This is a genomic window from Streptomyces sp. SudanB52_2052, from assembly GCF_964272415.1.
In the GTDB taxonomy this organism is placed as follows: domain Bacteria; phylum Actinomycetota; class Actinomycetes; order Streptomycetales; family Streptomycetaceae; genus Streptomyces; species Streptomyces olindensis.
The window spans coordinates 714,447-728,308 of record NZ_OZ186796.1; the positions used below are offsets into that span (position 1 = coordinate 714,447).

A 13,862-nucleotide genomic window follows, 5' to 3' on the forward strand; every position below is an offset into this window, starting at 1 on the left:
GATCCCCGATCATCTGTGGTCACCGCAGTCACGCCCGCACCTGGCTCCAGGCCGACCGCAACCAGCACCGCGTGCGGCCGGCCTCCAGCGCGGCACGAGTCGGCCGTTCGCAGCCTTCGGAAAGCGTCCGCACCGGGCCGTCTGTGCAAAGCATGCATCAGTGAGTTCGACAACTCGTCTCGTCGACCTGTCAAGCAGGCATAGAGGTCGCGCCTGAAGCAGGGAGGTGTTGCCAATGCTCCAGGTCCTGCGCCATGTTGCGCCAAAGCCACCCCATGCCCCCTTCCCCCTGGCTCACCTCGGAGCACAGCATCTTGCGGAGCGTCGCCGCACGTAAGGAAAACGCCGGAAACCTGGACCCAGCGATCTGGTTGTGCGGTGAGCACCACGCATTTGACTGGGGGTCAGACGGAGTGGGCCGCACTCGTTGGCACAGCATTGGGTGCACTAACCACGTTGGCTGGAACAACTTCGCCGCATCGCCCGTGGCGACGCCAGCGGTACAGAACGAAGGGATGCCTGCCGCGATGCACTGCTGGAAGCAGACTTATTCGCACAAAGGGAGCGACTACTGATCACGGCTTCGCCAGACGTCGTGAGCACGACAGAAGGTGCTCACCGGTCCCTGCTCACCATCCGTGACCTCATCGGGTCGGGTGAGACCACTGAAGCGGAAACCTACCGGGGGGCGTATACGCGCTACGCGTCAGCACTGTGGCAGCTGCGTCAAGCCATGCGCAAAGATACGGTCGCGACTCCGCTGAATCTCGAAGATCCAGTGCTCAAGCAGCTTCCTGGCCGGCGCGGCCACGCTCGCGGGCATGGGACAGTCGTGGCCACGATGATCCGAGTCCTCTCACAACCACATGCCACGAGAGTCGCAAGCCCGGCGGCCCTGCCGACCTCGGCGAGCGGACCGGTTCCTGCCCAGTTCGCCCCGAAGGTCCGTCGAAATTCGGGCCTTCCCTTCCTCAATCGCCGTGAAGTCGTGTAAGCCCCCGCCCTTTCCGTTGCGCAGGATCATCCTGGCGACCCACCCCTTCGCGCTCCCGGGCACCCCGAGGGCGACGCGCTCCCTGACGCCGAGCCGGACCATGGCCTTGTGCCGCCCGGTACCTGCGGGACGTCCGACTCCGAGGTCGAGGGATCGAGCGGGCCGCCGCTGAAGAACCACGGCAGCCGTCCTTCCAGGGCGCTCCGATCGCGGCGGACGAAGCGGCGGGCGTGCGCGTCGGCTGTCAGCCCGTCCTTGCACTACCGCGGCGACGGCTTCGGCGATCCGCGCCGTCGATCCGTTCGTTGTCCCATGGGCGACCACCACGCTGCTGGGCATGACGGCTCGCCTCCTCGCCCCATGGGCAGGGCCGGGCAGGGCCATGGCATGGTGCTCTCCCCCACCATCGGTCCGACGCCTTTCGGCTGCACTTCAGCCCACGACCAGATCGGGGCGCACCAGCGTTCCCGATCTCCCGTGGACGATCTCGTACGCCGCGTCCAGGGCACCGATCGCGGCCAGCCCCCCGGTGCGTTCGACGAACCGGGCGGCGGCCTCCGTCTTGGGGCCCATGGAGTCGGCGGGGAAACCTGCGCGGCGCAGGTCGTCGGGCGTGGCGTCGAGGACGGGCTGCGGGTCGTGGGTGCCGTAACCGGTGTAGACGCATGGGACGTCGGTGAGGATGAGCAGGAAGTCGGCCTTGAGTTCCTCGGCGAGCAGGGCGGCGCTGAGGTCCTTGTCGACGACCGCGTCCACTCCGTGCAGTGCGCCGGTGTCGCTGTCGGCGGTGACGGGTACGCCTCCGCCGCCGGCGCAGATGACGAGCGCTCCGCAGGTGAGCAGGTCGTGGATGGTCTCCGTCTCGACGATGCCCTCGGGCACGGGTGAGGCGACGACCTGGCGCCACCCGGTGGCGTCCTTGGCGATGTGCCATCCGTGCCTTCGCGCGAGCGTGCGGGCGACGTCCCGGGGGTACACCGGGCCGACGCGCTTTGCGGGCCGTGCCAGGGCCGGGTCGTCGGCCCGGACCAGTGTGTGGGTGACGAGCGCGGCGATCTTACGGCCGGGCAGCGTGTCGTGCAGGGCCCGGACCAGCAGCGAGCCGATCAGACCCTCGGTCTGGGCGCCCAGCAGGTCCAGCGGATAGGGGGCGGTCAGGACAGGGGCGGCCGCGCTCTCCATGGCGAGCAGGCCGATCTGCGGCTCGTTGCCATGGGTGATCACGATCTCGTGTTCGAGAGCGAGAGCGGCGACGGCGGTGGTCACCCGGTCGATGTTCGCTTGCTGCACAGCAGCGTCGGGACGTTCGCCCCGGTGGAGCAGGGCGTTGCCGCCGAGCGCGATGACGATGCGCATGACGTGAAGCCTCCAGGGGCCACGATCCGGTTGGTTCTTGTCTCCATCGGATCCTCCGGGCCTGCCCAGGCACAGGGTGCCGAAGGGCCCGGACGCCGTGCCGGGCGGCCCGGTCATGGGGCCGAGTGGCCCCTCGCCCGATGCCAAGCACGGGCACAGGCTGTACGTGGAAGGTTCGTATGCCCTGATTGGAGGCATGTCATGAACGCTCCCCCCACGCTCGGAATGCTGCAGGCGCTGCCGTCCGAGCACCGGCAGCGGCTGATGCGCTTCGGCCGGGAGGTGTCCTTCCCCCAGGGCACCCGCCTCTTCGAGGAAGGGGGCCGCGCCGACCGGTTCTGGATCATCCGTACCGGCTCCGTCGACCTCGACATGCATGTGCCGGGGCGGCGCGCCGCGGTCATCGAGACCCTCCGGCCCAACGAACTCATCGGCTGGTCATGGCTGTTCGCCCCACATGTCTGGCACCTGGGGGCCGAAGCGACCAGCCCGGTGCGCGCGTACGAGTTCGACGCCACCACGATCCGCTCGATGTGCCAGGACGACCCCGCGCTCGGCGCAAGCGTCGCCCAGTGGGTAGGCGGCGTTCTGGCCCACCGGCTGCGCTCGGCCCGCACCAGGTTGCTGGACCTGTACGCCCCCTATGGCAGCGGCAGCCTCCTCTGACCGCGGCCACGACTCGAAGCACGACAGCTACCAGGGAGGGATGATGCACGGCACCCCGCACATCGTCAGCGATGTGATGACGCATACCGTCGCCGCCATCGGCCGCGGCGCCGCCTTCAAGGAGATCGTGCGGATGATGCACGACTGGAAGGTCAGCGCCCTGCCCGTCCTGGAGGGCGAGGGCCGGGTCGTCGGCGTCGTCTCCGAGGCCGACCTGCTGCCCAAGGAGGAGTTCCGCGACAGCGACCCCGACCGGCACACCCAGCTCCAGCGGCTGACGGACCTCGCCAAGGCCGGCGGAGTGACCGCCGGGGAGCTGATGACCTCACCGGCCCTCACCGTCCAAGCCGACACGACGCTCGCTCAGGCCGCGCGGACCATGGCGTACGCCAAGGTCAAGCGGCTGCCGGTCGTCGACGAGTTGGGCATGCTGCAGGGCATCGTCAGCCGCACGGACCTGCTGAAGGTGTTCCTGCGCGACGACGAGGACATCGCCGAGGAGGTCCGCCGGGAGGTCGTGGCGTACCTCTTCCCCTCTCCGACGTCAGCCGTGCGCGTGGCGGTGCAGGAAGGGGTCGTGACGCTCAGCGGCCGGATCCGGGACACGGCCCTGGTGCCGGTGGCCGCACGTCTGATCCGTGCCGTCGAGGGGGTCGTGGACGCGGAGTTCGACCTCTCCGAGCGAACCAGTTTCTCCGAGTCGACGGCGGCACCGTCAGGTCACGGCGAGAGCACCTGGCCGTTGGGACCCGTCCCGAACGGCAGCGGTGAGTCGTCCGCAGCAGGCAGGGGCGCGCTGCCGTAGCGTGCTGCCCGGAGCCCCGCAGGGTCACCAGGCGATGGAGGCCGAATGTCCGGCGAACAGGCGGCGACGCTGCCGCGCAAGACGTACGAGAAGGAACTGCTGCGCCTGCAGACGGAGTTGGTCAAGCTGCAGGAGTGGGTGCGCGCGGAGGGCGCCCGCCTGGTCGTCGTCTTCGAGGGCCGGGACGCAGCCGGCAAGGGCGGCACCATCAAGCGGGTCGCCGAGCACCTCAACCCCCGCGTCGCCCGGATCGTGGCCCTGCCGAAGCCCACCGAGCGCGAGCGCACCCAGTGGTACTTCCAGCGCTACGTCGAGCACCTGCCCGCCGCCGGTGAGATCGTGCTGTTCGACCGGAGCTGGTACAACCGCGCCGGTGTCGAGCACGTGATGGGCTTCTGCACTAAGGAGGAGCACCAGCTCTTCCTTCGCCAGTGTCCGATCTTCGAGCGGATGCTGGTGGAGGACGGGATCCTGCTGCGCAAGTACTGGTTCTCGGTGAGCGACGAGGTGCAGGAGGAACGGTTCCGGCGTCGGCTCACGGATCCGACGCGGCGCTGGAAGCTCTCGCCCATGGATCTGGAGTCGATCACCCGCTGGGAGGCGTACTCCCGGGCCAAGGACGAGATGCTCGTGCACACCGACATCGCCGAGGCGCCGTGGTACGTCGTCGAGAGCGACGACAAGCGGCGCGCCCGGCTGAACATGATCGCGCAGCTGCTGAGCACCGTGCCGTACCACGAGGTGCCGCCCCCGGTGCTCGACCTGCCGCCGCGCCCGCCGTCGACCGGGTATGTGCGGCCGCCGCGCGATCTGCAGACCTACGTCCCCGATCACGCGGCGGGCCTCTGAGCCGGTCGCCGTCGTGTCAACTCCGCTGCTGCGGGACGACGGCGACCGGGCAAGCGGAGTGGTGCAGCAGCGTGTGGGCGACGCGCCCGAGCTGGAGCCCGAAGGTCTGCTTCTGCCGCCGGGCCGCGACGACCACGAGGTCAGCGGTGGCCGACGCGTCGAGCAGCGCCTTGCGGGCGGGCCCCTCGACGGTGCGCCGGCGCACCTCCACTGACGGATAGTCTGCCGCCACGTCGTCCAGCGCGGCCTGAAGCGTCTCGGCGGCCCGCTGCTCGTGCAGGCGGGCGGGCTCGACCACCAGCAGGGGGTGGCCGGTGCTTTCGTGCGCGGGGCACCGCCAGGCCCGTACGGCCTCCAGCACGGCCCCGCGCCGCTGTGCCTCTTCGAAGGCGAACCGAACGGCCGCCGGACCGTGCGCCTCCTCGCCGACGCCGAGCAGGATCCGCCCGTGCGTCACCGTCTCGGCCTGCTTGCCCTGGCGGCCGCGCAGCACGATCACCGGGCAGGTGGCGTAGGCGGCCACGGTCAGGCTGACGGAACCGAGCAGCAGCTCGGCGATGCCGCCGCGCCCTCGGCTGCCCAGGACCAGCGCGGAGGCATGGCGTCCCTCCCGCACCAGCGCGTACTGCGGCTCCTCGGCCAGCACCTCGGTGGACACCTTCAGGTCCGGTTGCCGGGCGCGTGCCCGCCCGGCGGCCCCGTCGACGATGCCGTCGGCCAGCACCTTCTCGGACGGCTTCCCGAGGTCCTCGGCCGGCGCGGCGCCCTCGTACCACTCCCACAACGAGGCGTGAACCAGCCGTAACGGCACCTCGCGCAGGACGGCCTCGTCCGCCGCCCAGTCGACAGCCCGCAGGCTCGGCTCGGAGCCGTCCACGCCCACGACCAGGGGGAGTTCCATGGTGCCGTCGTGTACCTCGTTCATGGTCGTTTCTCCCGTTCGGGTTCCGGGGCGTCAGTCGTGCGCGACGACGGCGACGGGGGCGGTGGCGTGGTGCAGCACGGCGTGCGTGACGGGGCCGATGTGGGCACCGAGCGGGCGGCGGCGGATCCGGCGGCCCACGACGACCAGGGACGCCTCGCGGGATGCCTCGACCAGGTGAACGGCCGCACTGCCGGGAAGGGACTCCTCGATGACCTGGACGGCCGGGTACTTCTCCTTCCAGCGGTGCAGCACCTCGGACAGCGCGGCGGCGTCCTGCTTGCCCAGCGCGGCGTTGAGCTCGGGGTCGGCGGGCAGGCCGTAGGCGAAGTACGGCGGAAGGTTCCAGGCGTGGACGACCCGCAGGGGTGTGACACGGCGGGCGGCCGCCTCGAAGGCATAGGCGATCACCGTGTCGTCGGGGTGGTCGGTGTCGAGCCCGAGGACGACGGGCCCGCCGAAGGCCTGCTCACCGGCACGCACCAGGACGACGGGCTGCTCGGTGTGCGCCACGACGGCCTGGCCCACGGAACCGACGAGGAATCCGCCGATGCCGCTCAGTCCTCGGGAGCCGAGGACCAGCAGCTCGGCATCCTTCGCCGCATCGGTCAGCATCTCGGCGGGTCGGCCGGAGACCTGCTCCACCGACACATCCAAGCCGGGGTGACGCGTCTTGAGCCCTTCGACCACCTCGCGCAGGACGCTCCTCCAGCCTTCGGCCGGGGACACCCCCATCTCGCTGCGCTCGCTCCACCGCTGCTGCATCTCGGCACCGAGGAGCTGCGCCAGGGCCATAGGCTCCGGGGTCGCCTCCCACACGTGGACCAGCTTGAGCGGCAGGAAGCGCCGCTTCGCCTCGCGGGCCGCCCACTCTGCCGCGGCACGGCTCTCGGCCGATCCATCGATACCTACGACGACACTGCGGATCATGTTCCGCCTCCTCATCCGGGGTCGAATGCCAGCGTGGCGGCGCCGAGGCCGGTGGTGCAGGGGCCGCAAGTCCCCAACCGGGGCCAGTGGGCCCTGCAGGCGGCGGCACGGAGTGGCCCAACGGCCCTCTACGCAAGGCCCGTAGGCCCGGTGGATGCTGTGGACCACTCGTCAGAGGGAGGACCATGTCCCGCAGTTCGGGCGACCGTTCCCCGCGATGGTGCGGTTGGCGCCGTCTGACGCCTGGGCTCGGCACGCTCGTCGGCTACCGGCGCTCATGGCTGAAGGGCGACGTACTGGCCGGAGTGACGGTGGCCGCGTACCTCGTGCCCCAGGTGATGGCATACGCGGGCGTGGCCGGGCTACCACCGGTTGCCGGGCTGTGGGCGATCCTGCCCGCGCTCGTCGTCTACGCCCTGTTGGGGTCCTCGCGGCTCCTCTCCGTCGGCCCGGAGTCCACGACCGCGCTCATGACGGCGACGGTGGTCGGCCCGCTCGCCGCGGGAGACCCAGCCCGCTACGCGGCGATGGCGGCCACGCTCGCGATCGTGGTCGGCCTGCTGTGCGTAGTGGCCTGGGCGACGCGGCTCGGCTTCCTGGCGGATCTGCTGTCCCGGCCGGTACTCATCGGCTATCTGGCGGGAGTGGCGCTGATCATGACGGTGGACCAGCTGCCCAAACTCACCGGCGTCGACACCACGGGCTCCACGTTCCTGCCGCAGCTGTGGTCGTTCGTCGGGAACCTGCCGGACGCCCATCCGGCCACCATCGTCTTCTCCGCCGCCGCGCTGGCCTTCCTCTTCGCCGCCGCCCGGTACGTCCGCGCTGTGCCGGGTCCCCTGCTGACCGTGGTACTCGCCACCGCGGCGGTGGCGGCCTTCGGGCTCGACGACCGGTACGGCCTCAAGACGAGCGGCGACGTCCCGGCCGGCCTGCCCGGGCTCGCCCTGCCGGACCTGGCCGAACTGCCGCACCTGGCGCTGCCCGCGCTGGGCGTCCTGCTCGTCGGCTACACCGACTTCATCCTCACCGCACGAGCCTTCGCCGACCGCCGCGCGGACACGGACCCGGAAAGGAACGCGCTCGACGCCGATCAGGAGTTCCTCGCACTGGGCGCGGCCAACTTCGGCGCGGGCGCGCTGCACGGCTTCCCGGTCAGCAGCAGCGCCAGCCGCACCGCGCTGGCCTCCTCCGCGGGCGCCCGCAGCCAGGCATACTCACTGGTCGCCGGCGCGGCCGTCCTGGCCGTGCTGGTCTTCCTCAGCCCCCTGCTGACCCGCACCCCGAAGGCCGTCCTGGGCGCCCTCGTCGTCTACGCGGCGGTCCGCATGATCGACCTGGCGGGCTTCCGGCGGCTGGCATCCTTCCGGCGCCGGGAGCTGCTGCTGGCGCTCGGCTGCCTCGCCGGAGTCCTGGCCCTGGACATCCTGTACGGCGTACTCGTGGCGGTCGGTCTGTCGGTGGCCGAGCTGCTGACCCGAGTGGCCCGCCCGCACGACGCCGTCCAGGGCCTGGTACCCGGAGTTCCCGGCATGCACGACATCGACGACTACCCCGAGGCCCGCACCATCCCCGGCCTGCTGGTCTACCGCTACGACTCCCCGCTGTTCTTCGCCAACGCCGATGACTTCGACACCGGGCCCTGACCGCGGTCGACGAACAGACCAGCCCGGTCCGCTGGTTCGTCCTCAACGCCGAGGCCAACGTCGAGGTCGACATCACCGCCCTGGACGCCGTCGACGCACTCCGTCGCGAACTCACCGACCGCGGCATCGTCTTCACCCTCGCCCGAGTCAAACAGGACCTGCTGCACGACCTGACCGCGTACGGACTCGCGGACACCGTCGGCACCGAGCGGATCTTCCCCACCTTGCCAACGGCTGTGGCCGCGTACCGGGAGTGGCGCCGCGACCAGTAGGGCGTCCCCGGACCCACGCTCGGCGATACGGCTGCTGGTGGCGTGCCCGCGGACGCCGTCGTCGCTCGGTACCGTCCACCGCAGCGCCGGACAGGGCCGGGGGGAGGCCGCGCCCGCACCATCCGGCCCGGCCCGGGTGGGGCCTGTGGGGCCGCTGTGCCCGAATCGATGGGGCCGTTCGGCCCCTCTTCGCGCAGCGCCGCCGAAACGCGGTCCGGTGCCTGCTACACAGAAGACGGTCGCCCCTTGGGTCGCGGCGCCCACCTCACCTCACCCCACCAGCCTGGGAGTCCTCATGCTGTCCGCAGAATCCGCCGCCGTCGTCCGTGCCACCCTGCCCGCCGTGGCCGGCGCACTCGACGAGATCACCACCCGCTTCTACGGCGCGATGTTCCGCGACCGGCCGGAACTGCTCGACGGGATGTTCAACCGCGGCAACCAGGCCAGCGGAGCACAGCGCCGCGCCCTCGCCGGCTCGATCGCCGGCTTCGCGACCGCGCTGCTCGACCAGCCGGACGTTCGCCCCGACGCCCTGCTGAGCCGCATCGCGCACAAACACGTCGCTGTCGGGGTCACCGAGGACCAGTACACGATCGTCCACAAGTACCTGTTCGGCGCGATAGCCGAGGTCCTCGGCGATGCGATCACCCCGGAGGTGGCGGCCGCCTGGGACGAGGTGTACTGGCTGATGGCCGGCGCCTTGATCGCCCAGGAGGCCCGCCTCTACCAGGACGCCGGCCTCCAGCCCGGCCGGATCTGGCGGCAGTGGACGGTCGTCGAACGCCGCGCCGAGACACCGGACGTGGTGTCCTTCCTGCTCCGCCCCGCCGACGGCGAAGCCGCACCGCGCGCACAGGCGGGCCAGTACGTCAGCGTGCGCCTGCGCATGCCCGACGGAGTGCACCAACTCCGCCAGTACAGCCTGTCCTCCGACCCGGGCGGGGATCTGCGGCGCATCACCGTCAAACGGGTCGCCGGCACGGACGGCGCGCCGGACGGCGAGGTCTCCGACCTGCTGCACCACCACGTGCGCGAGGGCGACGGGCTGACGCTCTCCGCGCCCTTCGGCGACGTCGTCCTCGACGACCCGGCCGACGCCACCACCCCGGTCGTCCTTGTCTCGGCAGGCATCGGCTGCACCCCCATGACGGGCATGCTGGCCCACCTCGCCACGCTCGCATCGGCCCGGCCGGTGCTGGTCCTGCACGCCGACCGCTCTCCCGCGGACCACGCCCTGCGCACCGAGACCCGTCGGCTCGTCGAGCAACTGCCGCAGGCCCGCGCCGTGTTCTGGTACGAGCGGCCGGACCAGGAGGAGCCCGACGCCCGCGCCGGTCTGATGAACCTCGACGGGGTCGAACTGCCCGGCGACGCCACGGTGTTTCTGTGCGGCCCGCTGCCGTTCATGCGAGACGTCCGCGCACAGCTGCTACGCGCGGGGATTCCGGCGCGGCGCATCCGCTACGAGATCTTCGGCCCCGACCTGTGGCTGCCCGAGCCGACGGCCTGACCGGCGTCGGACATCCCACCGCACTTCCAGGAAAGGAAATGGAATGACCGGCAAGGACGCCCAAAGCGCCATTCCCACCGTACTGCTGCGTTCGGTCGGCGAGGTGGACGAGGAGACGCTGGCCTACGCCCGCACGAAGACCGACGCCGTCGTGGGCCGGCCGGGACTGCCCGCCGCCACCGGCGAGGTGCGCATCACGCGAGCGGCCGCCCACCACGCGGACCGTCCCTGGTCGGCCACGGCGGCCCTGCACGTCGGCAGGCGCGAGGTGGTCGTCCTCGCCGAGGCGGCCACCGGCCGCGAGCTGGTCGACCAGCTCCAGGACCGGCTGCGCCGCCAGACCGACAAGGCCGCCCGCCCCGGACACCACGGCCACCACACACCGGCACCGCCGTGGCGTGGCGGCAACCCGACCCCACGTCCTGCAGAAGGCATCGGCAGGTCGGCGGAGGCTCGCCCGGCGTGAGCCCGCGGTGAGTGCGGGCCCGGTCGGTGGCAGCTCACCGACCGGGCCTCTGCCTCGCCCCACGCCCGCACGCGGACACCGCGGAAGCCGACGAGCGGGCCATGCGGACCAGAGCAGTGACCAACGGCCCACTGACGGAGCCTGCCTGTGCAGGACACCGTGAGGTGACGGCCTCCCAGTCGGCAGGCGAGAACGAGGAGTTGTGATGGCGAAGGCGTATGTGGTGGGCAGCGGGATCGCGGCGCTCGCCGCGGCCACGTTCCTGATCCGCGACGGCGGTTTCGAGGGAGCGGACATCCACCTCTTCGAGGAGCAGCGGAACATCGGCGGCAGCCTGGACGCGGGCGGCACGGCTGATGCCGGCTACACCATGCGCGGCGGGCGGATGTTCGAGGCCGAGTACCGCTGCACGTTCGACCTGCTGTCCGGCATCCCCTCCCTCGACGACCCCGCAGTGTCCGTGACACAGGAGATCCTCGCCGGGCACAAGGAGTTCGCCTGGGACGACATCGCACGCCTCGTGAACGGCGACGGAAAGATCGTCGACGTGCGCTCGATGGGGTTCTCCGAGCGCGACCGCCTGGATCTTGTCCGCTGCCTTGTGACTCCCGAGGGGCACCTGGACGGCAAGCGGATCACCGACTGCTTCACCGAACACTTCTTCACCACGACCTTCTGGTGCCTGTGGTGCACCACCTTCGCCTTCCAGCCCTGGCACAGCGCGATCGAGTTCCGCCGCTACCTCAGGCGCTTCATCCACCTGGCTCCCCAGTTCGCCTCCATGACGAGCACCTACGGCACCCGCTACAACCAGTACGACTCCCTCGTGCGCCCCCTGGCCGCCTGGCTGCGCGAACGGGGCGTCACCGTCCACACCCGCTGCCACGTCACCGACCTCGCCTTCGCGCCGGGGCACCGGTCGACGACGGTCAAGCGCATCTACTTGACGCGGAACGGCCGTGACGAACAGATCGACGTGGCCCCCGACGACCTGGTCCTGGTCACCAACGGCTCCATGACCGACTCCAACAGCGTCGGCTCCCACTTCACCGCTCCGCCGCCCCCTCGCCGGAACTCGGACGCCTGGCTGCTCTGGCACCGGCTGTCCAGGGGCCGCGACGACTTCGGCAACCCGGACGCCTTCGACAAGCACGTCAGGGAATCCCGTGGGGAGTCGTTCACGGTCACGGCCCAGGACCCCGCCTTCCTCGACGCACTGGCGAGGTTCAGCGGCCGCGAGACCGGCCGGGGCGGACTGATGACCTTCACCGACTCCCACTGGCTGCTCACCATCGTCGCGCCCCGCCAGCCCGTCTACCGCGACCAGCCCGAGGGCGTCTCGGTCTGGTGGGGCTACGCCCTGCACCCCGGCCGCGCCGGCAACCACACCCCCAAGCCGATGACGATGTGCTCCGGCCGGGAGATCCTCGAAGAGATCCTGCACCATCTTCCCTTCGACGAGCCGACGACAGCCCGGGTCCTGGAGACCTCCACCGTCGTGCCCTGCCTCATGCCGTACCTCACGAGCCAGTTCCTGGTCCGTCGCCGCGACGACCGCCCCAAGGTCGTACCCTACGGCTCGATCAACCTCGCCTTCATCGGCCAGTTCGCCGAGGTGCCCGACGACGTCGTCTTCACCGTCGACTACTCCGTCCGCACCGCCTGGAAGGCCGTGGCCCAGCTCCTCAAGCTCGACACGCAGCCGCCGGCGGTCTACAAGGGCCATCACGATCCCCACGTCCTGGCCGCCGCACTGGAAACGATGCACCGCCGATGACCCGGGGCTTGATCAGTCCACGTACGACCGACCAAGCCCGGGGGCGAACTCCGGGACCTGTGGAGCGGCGGCTTGGCATCGGGCAAGTGCAAGCGCCTGCCCCCTGGCCGACCAGGCTGCGATCCGGGGACAACCCGTTTTCCCGGGACTCACCTCCGGCGCACAGTCGGGCCCTCGACCCTGCCGCTCGCTGGGAGGTGGCCGTGCTGCTGATAGGGCATCTCGTCAGGGTGCCGCTCGAGTCGGGCTCGCCGCCAGGCCGTGTCGAAGGAGAGGTTGCCCCGACTGGCCCGCGCCAGCTGCCACGCATGCCAACTCGTCCGCGGCGAGAGCAGCCATCGCAGGATGGAGGTGCTCACGTCGCCACCGTGCTCTCGACCGAGGGACAGCCCGATCGGCTCCTCATGACCCGCCCGCCGGGTCCACCACGGTGTGCCCGTTGAGCAAAGCCTGGGCCTTCGCGGCATGCCGCGGTCGCTGCGCGCTGTCCATGCCGGCGGCCAGGAGCGTGTAGAGCATGCGTTTCTGGGAGGGCTCCGGGAAACTACCGAGGAACTCGCGCAGCACTTCCACAGCCTCATGCTCGACGGTGCGCTCGTCCTCCGGGCGATACCGGGCGAACACCTCCGCGACCTTGCCCACGCCGTCGGCAACCGCGGAGAGGATGGCCCAGTCGATGCCCTCCTGGTCGGCCCACCGCACCAGAACGGCGGCGGGATCCGCCAGTTCAGCGGCCAATGCTTCGGTCTTCTGCCGGCGCAGGACGTCCGTCACGGCCTGTCGGCGCTGCGCGGCGAGCAGCTCGGCCACGGCTGCCCGGTCGTCCGGCAACAGATCAAGCGTCAGCTCGGCCTTGAACTCGACGGGTGTGTCGGTCGGCAGTCGGCGCGGTCGGGAGAGGTGCTTCGTCGGCCTCCGAGTAAGGCGGCTCGGTGAGGACCGTGGCAGTGATCCGGGCGGTGAATCCGATTCCGGGACACGCACTGCGCAGACGGACTTCGAAGAGCAACGCTCCAGCCCTCTACGAGTGCTTCCTTGATGTCCTTCTTCTGCTCGGCCGCTGCCAACATGACCTGCAGGACGTACGGGTCGACCGGCGGGTCCAGAGTGTCCGCTTCGGCGGCCACCGTGAGGACGCCGGCGATCAGTTTGCGGTGTGCGGCACTGTTGTCGCCGTGGTCGATCCAGGCGTGATTTGCTTGACGACGCGGATGTCGTTCTCCGCGACCGCAAGTTCGACCAGAAGGTCGCTGATGGCCGCCAGCCGGTCTGCGCCCGGCTCCCTGGGCGAGGTGATCGTGTCGAGCCAGCTCAGCAGCGGCGGATGGATGTCGGCGCGCTGCTGCCACAGGCGAAGCAGCACTGCACCGGCGTATCCGGGCTTGTGATCGAGGGCGACGGTCCGCCCGATGACCTTCGCTCCCAAGCGCTCGAGCCGGGTGGTCAGGTCGGGACCGGTCAGGATCTTCCGTACGCTCGTCTCCCGAGGCTCGGCCAGCAGAGCCCGAGCCCCGTCCTGGATGGTCAGCGCGTCCTTGTTGTTGAGGAACAGAGCCGAGATGAGCAAGGCTCGGTCGTCCGGGTTGTCTTCCGTCTCCTTGAAGACGTTCTGTACGTCGGAATGCCACTGCTGGAACGTGCCGAGCGCTGTCTGCAGACTTCTCGGTGA

The 13,862-nt window shown here is 70.6% G+C and carries 11 protein-coding genes and 1 pseudogene; 7 read left to right on the forward strand and 5 right to left on the reverse strand.

The features are described from left to right. Positions 1–1,426 precede the first annotated feature (1,426 nt). Positions 1,427–2,350, reverse strand: coding sequence for a carbamate kinase (locus ACSUPV_RS03290; RefSeq protein ID WP_436946869.1), 924 nt, complete (start codon positions 2,348–2,350; stop codon positions 1,427–1,429). A 201-nt stretch (positions 2,351–2,551) separates the two neighbouring features. Here ACSUPV_RS03290 and ACSUPV_RS03295 point away from each other — a divergent pair, with 201 nt between their 5' ends. From ACSUPV_RS03295 to ppk2, 3 genes are read left to right on the forward strand one after another with little or no spacing between them, the layout of a single operon-like run. Continuing rightward, positions 2,552–3,016 carry a Crp/Fnr family transcriptional regulator gene (locus tag ACSUPV_RS03295; RefSeq protein ID WP_436946870.1) on the forward strand — a complete coding sequence of 155 codons (465 nt, stop codon included), beginning with the start codon at positions 2,552–2,554 and terminating at the stop codon, positions 3,014–3,016. Positions 3,017–3,059: 43 nt separating this feature from the next. After that, complete coding sequence (locus ACSUPV_RS03300; protein ID WP_359786235.1) at positions 3,060–3,821, forward strand: CBS domain-containing protein; 762 nt, start codon at positions 3,060–3,062, stop codon at positions 3,819–3,821. Between the two features lie 45 nt (positions 3,822–3,866). Further along, the gene (gene ppk2 / locus ACSUPV_RS03305; RefSeq protein WP_436946871.1) at positions 3,867–4,670 is read left to right on the forward strand and encodes a polyphosphate kinase 2; all 804 of its coding nucleotides are present in this window, start codon (positions 3,867–3,869) and stop codon (positions 4,668–4,670) included. A gap of 16 nt (positions 4,671–4,686) precedes the next feature. Here ppk2 and ACSUPV_RS03310 read toward each other — a convergent pair whose 3' ends face one another. Then, positions 4,687–5,595 carry a universal stress protein gene (locus ACSUPV_RS03310; RefSeq protein ID WP_359786018.1) on the reverse strand — a complete coding sequence of 303 codons (909 nt, stop codon included), beginning with the start codon at positions 5,593–5,595 and terminating at the stop codon, positions 4,687–4,689. A gap of 30 nt (positions 5,596–5,625) precedes the next feature. Next, positions 5,626–6,522: a universal stress protein gene (locus tag ACSUPV_RS03315; RefSeq protein ID WP_436946872.1), complete on the reverse strand. Its 897-nt coding sequence runs from the start codon at positions 6,520–6,522 to the stop codon at positions 5,626–5,628. A 185-nt stretch (positions 6,523–6,707) separates the two neighbouring features. Between ACSUPV_RS03315 and ACSUPV_RS03320 the strand changes: the two are divergent. From ACSUPV_RS03320 to ACSUPV_RS03335, 4 genes and pseudogenes are all read left to right on the forward strand, one after another. Continuing rightward, positions 6,708–8,440: pseudogene (locus ACSUPV_RS03320) on the forward strand (SulP family inorganic anion transporter). Positions 8,441–8,735: 295 nt separating this feature from the next. After that, positions 8,736–9,950 (forward strand): globin domain-containing protein, encoded by a 1,215-nt coding sequence (locus ACSUPV_RS03325; protein WP_359786011.1) that lies wholly within the window; start codon positions 8,736–8,738, stop codon positions 9,948–9,950. Positions 9,951–9,993: 43 nt separating this feature from the next. Then, positions 9,994–10,416 (forward strand): hypothetical protein, encoded by a 423-nt coding sequence (locus ACSUPV_RS03330; RefSeq protein WP_436946873.1) that lies wholly within the window; start codon positions 9,994–9,996, stop codon positions 10,414–10,416. 202 nt (positions 10,417–10,618) lie between these two features. After that, positions 10,619–12,193, forward strand: a complete 1,575-nt coding sequence (locus ACSUPV_RS03335) for an oleate hydratase (RefSeq protein WP_436946874.1) — start codon at positions 10,619–10,621, stop codon at positions 12,191–12,193. A 402-nt stretch (positions 12,194–12,595) separates the two neighbouring features. Here the strand turns inward: ACSUPV_RS03335 and ACSUPV_RS03340 are convergent, their stop codons facing one another. Next, positions 12,596–13,003 carry a hypothetical protein gene (locus ACSUPV_RS03340; RefSeq protein ID WP_382608998.1) on the reverse strand — a complete coding sequence of 136 codons (408 nt, stop codon included), beginning with the start codon at positions 13,001–13,003 and terminating at the stop codon, positions 12,596–12,598. A 334-nt stretch (positions 13,004–13,337) separates the two neighbouring features. Beyond that, complete coding sequence (locus ACSUPV_RS03345) at positions 13,338–13,760, reverse strand: hypothetical protein (RefSeq protein WP_436946875.1); 423 nt, start codon at positions 13,758–13,760, stop codon at positions 13,338–13,340. Positions 13,761–13,862: the final 102 nt, after the last annotated feature.

Excerpts from the sequence above, each read along its gene's own strand:
- ACSUPV_RS03290 (WP_436946869.1), bottom strand. The coding sequence starts at position 2,350 with ATGCGCATCGTCATCGCGCTCGGCGGCAACGCCCTGCTCCACCGGGGC.
- ACSUPV_RS03295 (WP_436946870.1), top strand. The coding sequence starts at position 2,552 with ATGAACGCTCCCCCCACGCTCGGAATGCTGCAGGCGCTGCCGTCCGAG.
- ACSUPV_RS03300 (WP_359786235.1), top strand. The coding sequence starts at position 3,060 with ATGCACGGCACCCCGCACATCGTCAGCGATGTGATGACGCATACCGTC.
- ppk2 (WP_436946871.1), top strand. The coding sequence starts at position 3,867 with ATGTCCGGCGAACAGGCGGCGACGCTGCCGCGCAAGACGTACGAGAAG.
- ACSUPV_RS03310 (WP_359786018.1), bottom strand. The coding sequence starts at position 5,595 with ATGAACGAGGTACACGACGGCACCATGGAACTCCCCCTGGTCGTGGGC.
- ACSUPV_RS03315 (WP_436946872.1), bottom strand. The coding sequence starts at position 6,522 with ATGATCCGCAGTGTCGTCGTAGGTATCGATGGATCGGCCGAGAGCCGT.
- ACSUPV_RS03325 (WP_359786011.1), top strand. The coding sequence starts at position 8,736 with ATGCTGTCCGCAGAATCCGCCGCCGTCGTCCGTGCCACCCTGCCCGCC.
- ACSUPV_RS03330 (WP_436946873.1), top strand. The coding sequence starts at position 9,994 with ATGACCGGCAAGGACGCCCAAAGCGCCATTCCCACCGTACTGCTGCGT.